Origin of the sequence: Microbacterium sp. RD1, from assembly GCF_052220165.1 — a bacterium.
Classification (GTDB): Bacteria; Actinomycetota; Actinomycetes; order Actinomycetales; family Microbacteriaceae; genus Microbacterium.
In genome coordinates, this window is sequence record NZ_JBQPOL010000001.1 from 1,693,684 (window position 1) to 1,707,339 (window position 13,656).

Genomic DNA, 13,656 nt, shown 5'->3' on the forward strand with positions numbered 1-13,656 from the left:
TCCGTCGATGACGCAAGAGAAGACCCCGCTCCTCGGGCTCGAGGGGGTCGGCAAGTCCTACAACGGCATCGCGGTGCTCCGCGACGTGTCCCTGGAGATCGCGCCCGGCGAGATCCACGGTCTCCTCGGCGAGAACGGCGCGGGAAAATCCACGCTGCTGAAGATCCTCGGCGGCGCCATCACGGCGGATGCCGGGTCGGTCACGTTCGACGGCGCCCCGACGCGCCTGGGCACTCCGCGCGATGCGATCGCGCACGGCGTCTCCCTCATCGCGCAGGAACTCGCGTTGGTTCCGCAGCGGACGGTGCTGGAGAACGTGTTCCTCGGCCGCTGGTCGCAGGCCGGGGGAGTCGCCGTCCCCGCCGCCGACCGCCGCCTGTTCGACACCCTCTGCGCCGACAGCGGGTTCGACCTCGATCCGCACGCCATCGTCGGGTCCCTCCCGCTCGGCAAAGCCCAGCAGGTCGAGATCCTCAAGGCGCTGGCCCGCGGATCCCGCATCCTCTGCCTGGACGAGCCGACCGCCGCTCTCGGCGAGGCCGAGACCGAGCAGCTGCTGAGCGTCCTGCGCGTGCTGGCCGCACGCGGGACGACCATCATCATCGTCTCCCACTTCCTCGAGGAGATCCTCGGCCTCGCAGACCGCGTCACTGTGCTTCGGGACGGGGCCCAGATCGCGACCGACGACGCCGCCGCGCACACAACGGAGTCGCTCGTGCGCCTCATGGTCGGACGCGAGGTCGCGGCGCTGGCTCGCACGCCGCTTCCCGTCCCGCCCGGCGCACCCGTCGTACTCCGTGCCGAGCACCTCACCACCGACCGCATCACGGACGTCAGCCTCGATGTCCACGCGGGGGAGGTGCTGGGGCTCGCCGGTCTGGTCGGAAGCGGCCGCTCCGAGACCCTGCGGGCGATCTTCGGTGCCGACCGCGTCCGCTCGGGCACCCTCACCATCGACGGGACGCGGGTGCGTACCGGCTCCATCCGCCGCATGATCTCCCGAGGACTCGCGCTCGTCCCGGAGTCGCGCAAGGACGGCGGCCTGATGCTCGGCCGCGACGCCTCCGAGAACATCGCCCTGCCCTCGCTGGGGGCGCGGCAGGTCGGGGGCGTCGTGCGCCGGAGCGCCGAGCACGCCGCCGTGGATCGGGTCGTCACGACCGTCGACGTGCGCGGAAGCGTGCGCCACGTCCCGGTCGGTGCGCTGTCGGGAGGTAACCAGCAGAAGGCCCTCTTCGGAAAATGGCTCGTCGAGCCGCCCCGGGTCTTCCTGATCGACGAGCCCACGCGAGGCGTCGACATCAACGCGAAGGTCAACATCCACAACCTGATCCTCGATCTCGCCGCGGCGGGGACGGCCGTGATCGTGGTGAGCTCCGAGCTCGAGGAGGTCATGGCGCTCTCTCACCGGATCATCGTGATGCGCCGGGGCCGCGTCGCCGCCGAGTTCACCAGCCCCGCCGCCCGCGAAGACATCCTTTCCGCCGCCTTCCTGTAGGAGAAACCCCGTGAGCACTGGAACATCAGAGACCGCCGTCGCCCGGCGCCGTAAGCGGATCGACCTGAAGGACTTCGGCATCCTCGGCGGGCTGGTCGCCATCGTCGTGTATCTCAGCCTGGCGACCAGCACCTTTCTCACCGGGCAGAACATCGTCAACCTCCTCGACCAGGCCGTGGTGATCGGGCTGCTGGCGGTGGGCGCGACGCTGTGCATCGTGTCGGGGGTCTTCGATCTGTCGGCATCGGCGAACCTCGCCGTCTCGGCGATCGCCGGCGTGTTCCTCACCGCGCATTTCGGCGTGGCCGGCGGCTTTCTCGCGGCGCTCGTCGTGGGCGCGATCCTCGGTGCGATCACCGGCACCCTGATCGTCCTCACGCGCGTGAACTCGTTCATCGGGTCGCTGGCCGTCAGCATCATCTACCGCGGGGTCGCGATCGTCCTTACCGGAGGGGCCATCGTCGCGGTGCCGGCCGACCAGCTCGCGGCCTTCCGGGTGTGGGCGCTCCCGGTGTTCGGGGGGATCTCCGGCGGCACCATCCTTCTCGCCGTCGTGGCGCTCGTTCTCGGCTTCGTGCTGTGGGGCACGACGTTCGGGCGTCGCATCTACGCCGTCGGCGGCAACGAGGAGGCGGCGCGGCTGAGCGGTGTCCGCACGCCCCTCATCCACATCTCTGTCTTCGCGATCAACGGCGTATGCGCCGCGGCGGCGGGGATGGTGCTGGCCTCCCGTGCCGGGTCGGCGCAGCCGGCCATGGCCATCGGAATGGAGCTCACGGCCATCGCGGCCGTCGTCATCGGCGGCACCAGCATCCTCGGCGGTTCCGGAGCGGTGTGGCGGACGGTGGTCGGCGTCATCATCCTCACCGTGATCGGAAACGGGTTCAACCTGCTGCGGTGGGACACCACCTACCAGCAGGTGGTCACCGGCGCGCTCATCCTCGTCGCCGTCGCGGGCGACGCCTGGTTGTCGCGGCGGTCGCGTCGCGCGGGATGATTGACAGCGAGCTCTCTGTCCCCGCTCGGAAGGACGCCATGCGGATCGGTGTACGTGTGACGGCCGACGAGGTGTCGGCGGCGGCCCTCACCGCCGACGGCAGGACGCACTTCGCCTCCCGCCGATTCCGCGGCGCGCTCACGCGCCCCGTCGCGCAGGTTCTCACCGAGGTCCGCCGCGCGCTCGAGGAGCCGGTCGCCGTCGTCGTCTTCGACGTCAGCGGAGTGCTGCGCCGGGATGCCGGTGCCCGCGTGGTGTCGATCCTGATCGAGCCGCGGCGACCGATCCGCCCGCGCCGGCACCTGTGGGCGGCGGAGGCGCTGCAGGTGACCGCCGCACACGTGCGCGGCGGTCACAACGCCCTCGGACAGGAGCTGTTCCCGCTCGACGAGGACGCCCTGTCCGCCCTGGCTGCGGGAATCCCCGACGGTTCGCACATCGTCGTGTCGGCGGCCGGGTCGCCCGGCAACGGTGACCATGAGCGCCGGGCGGCAGAGGTCCTCCGGTGCGCGGTGCAGCCGGCGAGCATCACCGAGTCGCGTTCCTTCTACGGCGACAGCCTGCTGGTGCGGGAGTACACCGCGGTGCTCAACGCGGTGCTGGCCGCGAGCGCCGAGCGGATCGCCTCCGATCTGACCGACGCGGTCCGCAGATCCGCGGGGGAGGCCGTGCGTGCCTTGGTCGCGACCAACGAGGGCGGCTGCACTCCGCTCACGCGCCTGCCCATCACCCCGGTGCACTCCTTCCGCGCCGATGTCGCCGGGGAGATGCTGGGCGCTGCGGTGCTGGGGGAGCGCTCCGACGGACGCCTCATCGTCGCGCGACCCGGTGCCGTGCGCATCGCCGAGTTCATCGACGGTCTTCCCTCGGTGGTGAGCCGCACCACCCTTCCCGACGGCACGTCCCTGGCATCGAGCATCGCGCACGTGGTGCCGCTGACCGATCTGCTGGTGTCGGGGTCGGGGGACCCGGCGCTCACGGTGCTCGTCGCCGGCGCGGAGGAGGAGTTGACGCCCTTCGGGTTGACGCCCGCAGTGACCACGGACCGGGATCTCGTGGCACTCGGAGCGGCGGTCGCCCCGATGTCCTACTGGCACAATCGCCTGGTCGAGGTGGCGAGCGCCTCCGACATCGCCCGGGCACTCTCCGACGGCGAGGCGATCGCGCGGGCGAACCTCGTGGCGGCGGGTGCGGATCCCGGGGATGTCCGCGTCCGCGAGTCCCGCGTGCTCGCGACGACCTACGGCGAGGCGCAGATGGTCCGCATCCGCGTGGGGGCGGTTGCTGCCGCGGTCCCCTCGGCGTCGTCGGTGGAGCCGGGACGGGGCGCGGCATGACCCGGCGGGAACTCACCGCCGCCGACATCGGGCATCTCTCCACCGGCGCCACGTTCGTCGCGTCGACGATCGAGCATTCCAGCAGGGTGCAATACCGCGACATGGCGCTGGAGCTGATGGCGGAAGAGGGACGCGGCCCCGTGCTGACCGCGGTCGAGGACCTGCCGTCGGAGTCGATGACCACCTCGATCGGATTCGTCAACAAGGGCCTCATGCTCGCCGAGATGATCCCGGTGGGCGACGAGTTCGCCACGGCACTGACGCTGCTCGAGCGTCGCCTGGAGACCCGGCTGGCGGGCATCTTCCCGCTGGCAGCGGCCAGCGTGAACGCGATGGTGCCGGCCTACGTCGCCCTGCAGACCGGTCTCCCGCTCATCGACGCCGACCCGATGGGGCGGGTGTTCCCGCTCCTGCATCAGACGACCCTCGCGCTGGGCGGGCTGAGTGCCGGCCCCATCGGCCTGACGGGCCCGACGGGGGAGACGGCGGTCATCGACGTCTCCGATCCCGTGCGGGCCGAACGCATCGTCCGTGCCATGGCAGCCGAGCTCGGCGGCTGGTCGGCGACGGCGTCGTATCCCGTGACCGCGGCGCAGCTGCGGCAGCACGGTGTGCTCGGCAGCATCAGTCGGCTGATCGAGATCGGGAAGATCCTGGACTCGACCGAGCACACGCAGGCCAAGTACGCCTCTCTGACGAATCTCCTCGGTATGCGCAAGGTCATCCGTGCCCGCGTGGCGGATGTGGAGGGACTGTCGCGCCCATCGCTGCACGGAATGCCGGATCGGCCCTCGAGCGTCACCCTCGTCGACGAGGCACAGGGCCGGATCATCCGGCTCGAGATCCAGAACGAGATCCTGATGATGCTCGTCGACGGCGCCGTGCACGCGATCATGCCCGACATCATCACCATGGTCCGCCCCGAGGATGCGAGCGTGGCCAGCGTCGAAGACCTCTGGGTGGGCAACAAGCTCGACCTGATGTCGTTCCCGGCGGCGCCGCAATGGTATTCGGCCGAGGGGCGAGCGCTCGTCGAGCCGATGGCGGTCCGGATCGTCGGCCGAGGACGAGGAGGACCCCCATCGTGACCGCTTCCCGCCGCGGGGTCACCCTTCGCGATCTGCTGACCGCGCACGACGGGGGAGGACTCACTCCTCATCACCTCCCCGCCCACGCCCAGTCGGTGAGAGACATCGTGCTCGTCACCGATGTCGATCGCATCCTGTCCGTCGGACCCGACAGCGTGGTCCTGCTCGGTGAGGAGCTCGCCCTCGGCGGCTGGGTCGTTTCCGTCGCGCTGCGGTACGCGTGGGAGCGGCGAGCGGTCGCCCTGATCGTCTCGGACTCGTCGATCTCCGACACCGTCGTCGAACTCGCCCGACGCTTCGGTGTCGGTCTGTTCACGACGGCCGCCGGCATCGACCGCACGGCGCTCGAACTGGCGAGGGAGCTCGGGGCGCTGGAGGCGGGCGTGCTGACCCGACTCGACGCACTCCACGCGCGGGTCGTGCGCGCGACCACGCCGGCCGAGGTCCTCGCGCAAGTGTCGCAGGAGCTCGGAGACGCCCGCGTCGATCTGCTCATCGGCGGGATCAGCCTGTGGTCGGTGGGGAGCGAGGCCGAGAACGCGGACGAGATCCGCATCCCGCTGTCCCCCGGCTCGCCTCGGGAGCTGGCCGTCCGTGCCCCGAAAGCACAGCTCGAGATCGCCGCGCAGGTGCTCTCCCGTGCAGCCCCCACCCTGCGCGCCCTTCTGCTGGCGCAGGAGATCGACGATCTCGCCGGCGCGGCACCGTTGCTGTCGTTCACCGCGCTCACGGGCCTGCGCGACCCCGAGCTCGACGAGGTGCCGCTCCCCTCGGGCGGCCCGGTCTCCCCCTGGCCTGCCGGCGCCCCCGTAGCGGCGGTCGTGCTTTCTGCGGCCCGCAACTCGGCGGATCACGCAGGCCGGGTCGGGCCCCTGCTCAGCAGCCACTGGCGCGCGACGTTCCCCCGCGCACCGCTGGCCCGCACGCAGTCGGGGTGGTTCGCCTTCCTCCCGCTGGAGAACGCGGCGTTCGACGTGCATGCGCCGCTGGACAGCCTGGCGCGCACGGCCCTGCGGGGCCTCGGGCTCGCGATCGGGGTGGCCGCGGATGCGGACGGCACGGTCGAGACCGGGAGTCTCCTCCGCCGCGCGTGGCTGGCCGCCCGTCTGGCCGAGCCGGAGGGCGAGGTCATCGACTTCCACCGGATGGGCATGGCGATGGTGGAGCGACTGCTCCCGCCCGATGTCGCGCACGACATCGCCGAGACGGCTCTGCCGCTCCTGACGGCCGACCCGCACGCCCCGGAGGTGATCGGCGCAGTGCTCGCGTATCTGGACTGCGCGGGCTCCGTGGTGGGAGCGGCCGAGCGGCTGGGCATCCACCGCAACACGATGCAGGCGCGGCTGCGTCGCGCCGCCGAGCTGGGACTCCGTCTGGACGACCCCGATCAGCTGCTCCCGACCCACCTCCTTCTCGCCTCGTTCGCGCGCGGACAGAACCCGCCCTCGAGCGCGAACACCGACATCTGACCATCCACCTCACGGAAAGCATCACCAATGACTCCTCTCTCCCTCGCCGAAGCAGCAGACCAGGCCCGCGAGCGCCTCGGCACCATCCTGTTCACCGTCACCGTGCTGACCCCTGACGGCGGGGAGATCTCCCGCGTCTACTCCACGCACCCCGACGTCTACGCGGTGGGCGGCCGCAAGCGCACCGACCCCAGCCAGACCTCGCCGATCTGGGCCGAGCAGGTGATCGCCGGCCAGAACCCCTTCCTGGGGGCCGACCGGGCGGCGGTGCGGAGTTTCTTCTTCGACTGGGAGACCATCGAATCCCTCGGATGCGGTGCCATCGTGAACACTCCCGTCGTCCACGAGGGGCGCACGATCGGCTCCATCAACTTCCTCGGGCCGGAGGGAAGCCTCGACGAGGCGTCGGTGGCGACCGCCGTGGAGATCACGCAGCAGAGCGCGCCTGCTGTCGCGCAGGCGCGCGCCGAGGTCTTCCCGGAGACGGCGCTGTGACGACCTTCCGCGCGCGAGGCGGCTCGGTGCGTATCCGCAACGGCGTGGTCTTCGACGGGGAGTCGGCAGAGCTCCGCGCCGAGGACGTCGTCATCCGCAACGGTGTTCTCGTCGCCGACGAGCCCGCGCCGGATGCCGTGGAGATCGATGCCCGGGGCGGTCTGGTCACCCCGGGCTTCATCGACGCCCACCTCCACGCCTACGCCGTGTCTCTCAACCTCCTCACCAACGAGACCCGGCACCTCAGCTACATCGCTCTCATGGCCGCCCGCCGCCTGGGCTCGGCGCTGGCGCGCGGGTTCACCACCGTGCGCGATGTCGCCGGCGGCGACGCGGGCCTTCACACAGCCATCGAGGAGGGTCGCCTCGTCTCGCCGCGGTACCACTACTCCGGCGCGGCGCTCAGCCAGACCGGCGGGCACGGGGATCCGACCGCACCGGATGACACACTGTGCTTCCACGCCGGCCCGAGCCTGGAGATCGTCGACGGCGTCGACGCGTTGCGGGTCGCGGTGCGCAGTCGCCTGCGCGGCGGAGCCTCGGTCATCAAGATCATGGCGTCGGGAGGCGTCATCTCACCGTCGGATCCGCTGCGCATCCCGCAGTACTCCCTCGAGGAGATCCGGGTGGTGAGCGAGGAAGCGCATCGACGAGGAAGCTACGTCGCCGCCCACGCCTACTCGCCCGAGGCGATCGGACACGCTCTGGAGGGCGGTGTCCGCTCCATCGAGCACGGCAACCTGCTGGACGACGCGACCGCGCAGAAGATGGCGGCCGCGGAGGCGTACCTCGTGCCGACCCTCGTCACGTACGACGCGATGTCGCGCCATGGCGCGTCTCTGGGCATGACCGCGGTCGGACTCGCGAAGAACGCCGAAGTCCTCGGCCATGGCATGGCGGCGATCGAGCGGGCGCGCGCAGCCGGAGTCCCGGTCGGCTTCGGCTCCGACCTCATGGGCGATCTCGAGACGGAGCAGCTGCAGGGGCTGCGGCTGCAGAGCGAGGTGACCGGGGTGCTGGACCTCCTGCGCAGCCTCACCTCCGTGAACGCCGCACTCCTTCGCGAAGACCGCCTCGGCCGGATCGCCCCGGGCGCGGCGGGAGATGTGCTCGTCTTCGACGGCAACCCGTTCGACGACCCGTCGCTGCTGTGGCGCGACGAGCGCCCGCTCGTCATCCTCGACGGCGTCCCCGTGACCGCCTCGTCATGACGACGATCGCGATCCGGGGGGTGTGGGCCGACGATGTGTCCTGCGGGGTGGTCGACGCGCGCTCGGTCGACGGCTTCACCGGCGAGATCGGCCAGTCGCGCATCGAGCAGGACGGGCCCCAGGTCGTGGCCCTGACCGGGCTCGGCCGGCGCGGCGACGCGCAGACGGCGGGCCTCCGTCGCGCCGCGAGCGTGGCGGCACGCCGGATCGCGGCGGCGCTTCCCGCCGATGCCGAGCCGGCGCCGTTGACGCTCGACGCGGAGTCGTTCGCGTGCGCGGTGGATCCCGGCGCCGCGCACGCGGCGCTCGTCGAGGGGGCGCTGTCGGGCGGCTACCGGTTCCGGATGACCGGTCCCCGCGCCTTCGTCTCCGCCTCGGTGCCGCTCCTCGCCGGCGGAGCGACCGACCCCGCCGGATGGCGGCGGGGGAGCGCCGTCGGGGCGGCGGTGAACGCCGCGCGCGACCTCGTGAACCTTCCCGCCGCGGCCCTCACGCCCTCGGGTTTCGCGGAGCATGCGCGCGAGACGCTGGAGCCGCGAGGCATCCGCGTGAGCGTGCGGGGACGGGACGAGCTCGTCGCCGGCGGATACGGCGGGATCGTCGCGGTCGGCCAGGCGGCGGCGAATCCGCCCCGCCTGCTCGAGCTGGCCGTCGGCGACGGCCGGCCCGAGTACGCCTTCGTCGGAAAGGGCGTCACCTTCGATTCCGGCGGACTGTCGTTGAAGTCGGCCGACGCACTCATGGACATGAAGTCCGACATGGCGGGGGCGGCGGCCGTCGTCGCGGCTTTCGGTCTTCTTCCGACCCTCGCTCCCGCGCGGTCGTTCGCGGCCGTGATCCCGCTCGTGGAGAACATGCCGGGCCCGGGCGCCACCCGCCCCGGCGACGTGGTCACCCTCCGCAACGGCTCGACGCTGGAGATCCTCAACACCGACTTCGAGGGGCGGGTCATCCTCGCCGACGCCCTCGCGCGGGCAGCCGAACTGCACCCCGCGGCCATCGTCGACATCGCGTCGCTGACGTACGCCTCGCGCCACGCTCTCGGTGACGACTACGCCGCGCTGGTGTCGACCGACGACGCACTGGCCGCGGCGATCGTGGCGGCGGGGGAGCGATCGGGCGACCGCGCATGGCGGATGCCCCTCCAGCCGCAGCTGCACGCGCAGATCCGCTCCGACCTGGCCGACTACAAGAACTTCCCCGGCGTCCCGCACGCACGCGTGTCGAGCGCGGCGCTCCTCCTCAGCCGGTTCATCGGAGAGGTGCCCTGGGCGCACCTCGACATCTCCGGCCCGTGCTACCGGCACGTCGCCGGCGTCGAGGGCGCCGCCGGCGGGACGGGGTTCGGCGTGCGGCTGCTGGCCGAGCTGGTGCGGCGTGCGTGAGCGGCCGGGACGGCGCGGCGGACGCGGCGTCGTGGCGTCAGGCGACCACCGCGGTCGCGACGAGCTCCACCCGGTAGCCCGGCGCCAGTGCAGCGCCGTGCGTGTACCGGGCAGGCAGGTCGGAACCGAGGTGTTCGCGGTAGACCCGGTTCATGACGGCGAAATCGGCCATGTCGGTCAGCATCACCTGGATACGCAGCACGTGGGCGAAGTCGCTTCCCGCGGCTTCGAGCACGGTGCGAAGGTTCGTCAGAGCAAGCGCCACCTCGTCGTCGAAGGAGTCGGGGACGGTGCCGTCGGCGCGCTCGCCGACCTGCCCGGCGGGGAACACCCATCCGCCGGCGATCGTCGCCGCGCTGAAGGGCGAGCCATCGGCTCCGGCCAGGCGTGCGATGTCCTCGGTCATGTTCCTTCTCCTTCGCGACGACGTCCGGCGGGGTGCCGGGCGGGCGCGGTGAGGTTAGCAAGCGCGCGCCCCCGAGGGCTGTGCGTTTCGCACAACGGAGTGGAGGAGAGCGGAGGATGAGCCTCGCGGATCTGGTGCTTCTCGACGAGGAGCAGGTCTTCGCCGCGGTGCCGTGGCGCGCCGCCGTGGATGCGCTGCGCGCCGCCCTCCTGGCCGGCCTGGACCCCGCCGCCCAGCCGGCGCGCACCGCGGCACCGGTGCGCCGAGGTGAGCTGCTCTTCATGCCCGCCGAGCACGGGAAGACGACCGGGGCGAAGCTCCTCTCCGTCGCGCCGCACAACGCCGGCCTCTCCCGTCCGCGGATCCAGGGGATCTACCTCCTGATGGATGCGGAGACCCTCACCCCGCGCGCCCTCCTCGACGGCACCGCGCTCACGACCCTGCGGACACCCGCGCTCGCGGCCGTCGCCGTCGATGCGCTCGCCCCCGCCGACGCGCACCGCCTTGTGGTGTTCGGATCCGGCCCGCAGGCCGAGGGCGCCGTGCACGCGTTCCGCGCGGTGAGACCGATCGACAGCATCCGCATCGTCTCCCGCCGCCGCGAGAGCGCCGATGCGCTGGTGCGGCGTTTGGCTGCGCAGGGGATCGCCGCGGACGCCGGGGAAGCCAGTGACGTCGCGGGAGCCGACCTCATCGCCGCTGCCACCTCCTCGGTCGTCCCCGTCCTGGACGGCACTCTCATCCCCGAGCACGCGGTCGTGACCGCGGTCGGGTCGCACCATCCTGACGCCCGCGAGCTGGACGCGGCGCTCCTGGCGCGTGCGGCGGTGGTCGTCGAAGACGCCGGCACCGCGCTCCGCGAGGCGGGCGACGTCGTGATGGCGATCGCGGAGGGCGCGCTGCGCGCCGAACATCTCGTCACGATCGGCGAGGTCGTCCGCGATCGCGCACACCCCGCGCGCGCCGACCGGCGCCGCGGTCCGGCGGTGTTCAAGTCGGTGGGGCAGGGCTGGCAGGACCTGGTTCTCGCCCGCGCCGCCTACGATGCCGGCAAGGCGCTGCGCGGGTGACTCAGGTGACGCGTCCGTCCCCCGGGCGCGACACCCTCAGCCAGCGGTAGCCGTAGGCGGGCACCTCGAACTCCACGTCACCGCGCCGCCCCAGCTCGAGGCGATCGGAGTTCAACAGGTCGACGAGCGCGACCCCTTCGCCCTCGTCGGCGAGAGCGAACGAGGCGATCGCGGGCGTGCCGGCGAAGTTGTGCACGGCGACCATCCGGCCGACGTCGGCGCGCAGCGAATGGATGAGAAGCGCGGGCTCATCGTGTTCGAGCAGCTCGAACCGGCCCCATCCGAGCTCGGGCGAGATGCGATACCGCGAGATCAGGTCGCGGAAGAAGTGCAGCAGGGAATCGCGGTCTTCGATCTGGTCGGCGACGTTCACGTGCGTCGGCGCGTATCCGTCTCCCGGGGGAGGGGCGACCAGCCGCGAGGGCGGTGCGGTCGAGAAACCGCCGTTGCGCTCGGGCGACCACTGCATCGGCGTGCGCACCGCCATGCGCTTGTCGAGCTCGGCGTTCTCGCCCATTCCGATCTCTTCGCCGTAGAACAGCACGGGTGTTCCCGGCAGGGTGAACAGCAGGCTGTACGCCATCCGGATGCGTCGCGGGTCTCCCTCGAGCATCGTGGGGATCCGCTTGGTGATGCCGCGGCCGTACACGCGCTGGCGCTCATCGGGGGCCAGCGTCTCGAAGACCTCCTGCCGTTCGTCTTCGGTCAGCTGGTCGAGAGTGAGCTCATCGTGGTTGCGGAGGAAGTTCGCCCATTGGGCTTCGACGGGGAGCTCGGGCCGGGCGCGCAGCGCCGCCGCGAGCGGCGCGGGGTCGTGTCGCACGAGCGAGAGGTAGAACGCCTGCATCCCCGCGAAATCGAACTGCATCGTGAGCTCCTGGCCGTCGTTGCCGACGCCGAAGAACGCGAGCTGCTGGTCGTAGGGGAGGTTCACCTCCCCGAGGAGCACTGCTTCGCTCGAGCGGCGCTGCAGGAATCGGCGGATGTCGCGGAGCATGTCGTGCGGATCGGCCATCTGCGCACCCTCGGGGATCTCCAGGAGGAACGGCACCGCATCGACGCGGAATCCCGTGATCCCGAGCTGCAGCCAGAAGCCGATGGTCTTCGCGATCTCGTCCCGCACCGCGGGGTTGGCGATGTTGAGGTCGGGCTGATGCGGATAGAAGCTGTGCTGGTACCACTGCCCCGACCTGTCGTCCTTCGTCCACAGGCCGCCCGCGTCGCCGGGGAACACCGGGTTCTGCTGGCCCTTCGGGGGCGGGTCGCTCCGCCAGACGTAGAAGTCCCGGTACGGCGACGAGGTGCTCCGCTTGGCCGCCTGGAACCACGGATGCCGATCCGACGTGTGGTTCACGACGAGGTCGGCGATCACCCGCATGCCGCGGTCGCGGGCGGTGCGGATCACCTCCACCAGGTCGCCGTGCGTTCCCAGGCGCGAGTCGACGCCGTAGAAGTCGGTGATGTCGTATCCGTCGTCGCGGTCGGGGGTCGGATAGAACGGCATGAGCCACAGGCATGTCACCCCGAGCTGCGCGAGATAGTCGATGCGGGACGCGAGGCCCTGCAGATCGCCCATACCGTCCCCGTCGGAGTCGAGGAACGTCTCGACGTCGAGGCAGTAGACGACGGCGGACTTCCACCACAGGTCGCTGGTGTCGGTGATCCTCACAGCAGCTCCCGCAGTCGCGGCAGGAGGGTCTCTCGAGCCACGCGCAGGAACGGCGCCTGGTCCTTCGAGACGTGGTGCAGATACACGCGGTCGAAACCGAGCCGCGCGTGCTCGGCGATGCGCTCGGCGAGCTCGTCGAGATCGGCGGAGATCAGCAACGCCTTGCGGAGGGCATCGTCGTCGGGCTCGCCCGCCAGGGCGTCGAAGTGCTCGGGCTGCTCGATGTCCCACGGCGACGCCCCGGACATCGCGCCGTTGCGCCACTGGTCGCGAGCGATCGCCACCGCCTCTGCATCCGTCTCGGCCCAGCTCAGATGCACCTGCAGGATCAGGGGCCCGGCGCCGTCGGCCGATCGGTACGCGCCGACGACGTCGCGGAGTGCTTCCGGGGCCTGGAGGACGGTGGCCAGCCCGTCTGCCCACGACGCCGCCCACCCGGCGGTCTCGGCGCTGACCGCGGTTGCGTACAGCGGCGGCGGCTGATCGGGGAGGGTCCACAGCCGCGCCTCGTGGACCCGCACGTGGCCGTCGTGATCGACCGCCTCGCCGCGGAGCAGCCGCCGGATGACGTCGACGCTCTCGGCGAGGCGCTCGTTGCGTTCGTGCTTCGGCGGCCAGGGGTCACCCGTGACGTGCTCGTTCATCGCCTCGCCGCTGCCGAGTGCGGCCCAGAAGCGCCCGGGGAACATCTCCTCCAGGGTGGCGTACGCCTGCGCGACGATCGCGGGGTGGTAGCGCTGCCCCGGCGCGTTGACGAATCCGATGGAGAAGTCCGTTCGCGCCAGGGCCGCGCCCAGCCAGCTCAGCGCGAAACCCGACTCGCCCTGCCGGACGCCCCACGGCGCGAGATGGTCGGAGCACATCGCGCCGTCGAAGCCGGCCGACTCGGCCTGCACGACGTCGTCGAGGAGCCTGCTCGGGGGGATCTGTTCATGGGAGGCGTGGAATCCGAGGAAGACCATGCCTTCGAGTCTTCGCGATCGTGATGCCGCGAGAAACGCGTTGCCCTTCGGGCGGGAGTGCGGTATCCG

Annotated in this window: 12 protein-coding genes; 9 read left to right on the top strand and 3 right to left on the bottom strand. The window is 71.5% G+C overall.

Going from position 1 to position 13,656, the window contains the following annotated elements:
• Positions 1 to 7 precede the first annotated feature (7 nt).
• From ACTU3I_RS08245 to ACTU3I_RS08280, 8 genes are read left to right on the top strand one after another with little or no spacing between them, the layout of a single operon-like run.
• Positions 8 to 1,498, top strand: coding sequence for a sugar ABC transporter ATP-binding protein (locus ACTU3I_RS08245; protein ID WP_442925177.1), 1,491 nt, complete (start codon positions 8 to 10; stop codon positions 1,496 to 1,498).
• 10 nt (positions 1,499 to 1,508) lie between these two features.
• Positions 1,509 to 2,495 carry an ABC transporter permease gene (locus ACTU3I_RS08250; RefSeq protein WP_442925178.1) on the top strand — a complete coding sequence of 329 codons (987 nt, stop codon included), beginning with the start codon at positions 1,509 to 1,511 and terminating at the stop codon, positions 2,493 to 2,495.
• A gap of 56 nt (positions 2,496 to 2,551) precedes the next feature.
• Positions 2,552 to 3,832, top strand: a complete 1,281-nt coding sequence (locus ACTU3I_RS08255) for a hypothetical protein (RefSeq protein ID WP_442925179.1) — start codon at positions 2,552 to 2,554, stop codon at positions 3,830 to 3,832.
• Positions 3,829 to 4,920, top strand: a complete 1,092-nt coding sequence (locus tag ACTU3I_RS08260; RefSeq protein WP_442925180.1) for a DUF917 domain-containing protein — start codon at positions 3,829 to 3,831, stop codon at positions 4,918 to 4,920. Before ACTU3I_RS08255 ends, ACTU3I_RS08260 begins: the two co-directional genes overlap by 4 nt.
• Positions 4,917 to 6,389 carry a PucR family transcriptional regulator gene (locus tag ACTU3I_RS08265; protein WP_442925181.1) on the top strand — a complete coding sequence of 491 codons (1,473 nt, stop codon included), beginning with the start codon at positions 4,917 to 4,919 and terminating at the stop codon, positions 6,387 to 6,389. The genes ACTU3I_RS08260 and ACTU3I_RS08265 overlap by 4 nt, the downstream gene beginning before the upstream one ends.
• 27 nt (positions 6,390 to 6,416) lie before the next feature.
• On the top strand, positions 6,417 to 6,884 hold the full coding sequence (locus tag ACTU3I_RS08270; RefSeq protein WP_442925182.1) for a GAF domain-containing protein: 468 nt from the start codon (positions 6,417 to 6,419) through the stop codon (positions 6,882 to 6,884).
• Positions 6,881 to 8,095: an amidohydrolase family protein gene (locus ACTU3I_RS08275; RefSeq protein WP_442925183.1), complete on the top strand. Its 1,215-nt coding sequence runs from the start codon at positions 6,881 to 6,883 to the stop codon at positions 8,093 to 8,095. The genes ACTU3I_RS08270 and ACTU3I_RS08275 overlap by 4 nt, the downstream gene beginning before the upstream one ends.
• Positions 8,092 to 9,480 (top strand): M17 family metallopeptidase, encoded by a 1,389-nt coding sequence (locus ACTU3I_RS08280; protein WP_442925184.1) that lies wholly within the window; start codon positions 8,092 to 8,094, stop codon positions 9,478 to 9,480. Before ACTU3I_RS08275 ends, ACTU3I_RS08280 begins: the two co-directional genes overlap by 4 nt.
• Before the next feature lie 37 nt (positions 9,481 to 9,517).
• Here ACTU3I_RS08280 and ACTU3I_RS08285 read toward each other — a convergent pair whose 3' ends face one another.
• Positions 9,518 to 9,886: a RidA family protein gene (locus ACTU3I_RS08285; RefSeq protein ID WP_442925185.1), complete on the bottom strand. Its 369-nt coding sequence runs from the start codon at positions 9,884 to 9,886 to the stop codon at positions 9,518 to 9,520.
• Between the two features lie 116 nt (positions 9,887 to 10,002).
• Here ACTU3I_RS08285 and ACTU3I_RS08290 point away from each other — a divergent pair, with 116 nt between their 5' ends.
• Positions 10,003 to 10,956 carry an ornithine cyclodeaminase family protein gene (locus ACTU3I_RS08290; protein WP_442925186.1) on the top strand — a complete coding sequence of 318 codons (954 nt, stop codon included), beginning with the start codon at positions 10,003 to 10,005 and terminating at the stop codon, positions 10,954 to 10,956.
• Position 10,957: 1 nt separating this feature from the next.
• On the opposite strand, the gene ACTU3I_RS08295 is transcribed toward ACTU3I_RS08290, so the two are convergent.
• Entirely contained in the window at positions 10,958 to 12,625 is a 1,668-nt protein-coding gene (locus ACTU3I_RS08295) for an alpha-amylase family protein (protein ID WP_442925187.1), read from the bottom strand.
• Positions 12,622 to 13,587 (bottom strand): TIGR03885 family FMN-dependent LLM class oxidoreductase, encoded by a 966-nt coding sequence (locus tag ACTU3I_RS08300; protein ID WP_442925188.1) that lies wholly within the window; start codon positions 13,585 to 13,587, stop codon positions 12,622 to 12,624. Before ACTU3I_RS08300 ends, ACTU3I_RS08295 begins: the two co-directional genes overlap by 4 nt.
• Positions 13,588 to 13,656 lie beyond the last annotated feature (69 nt).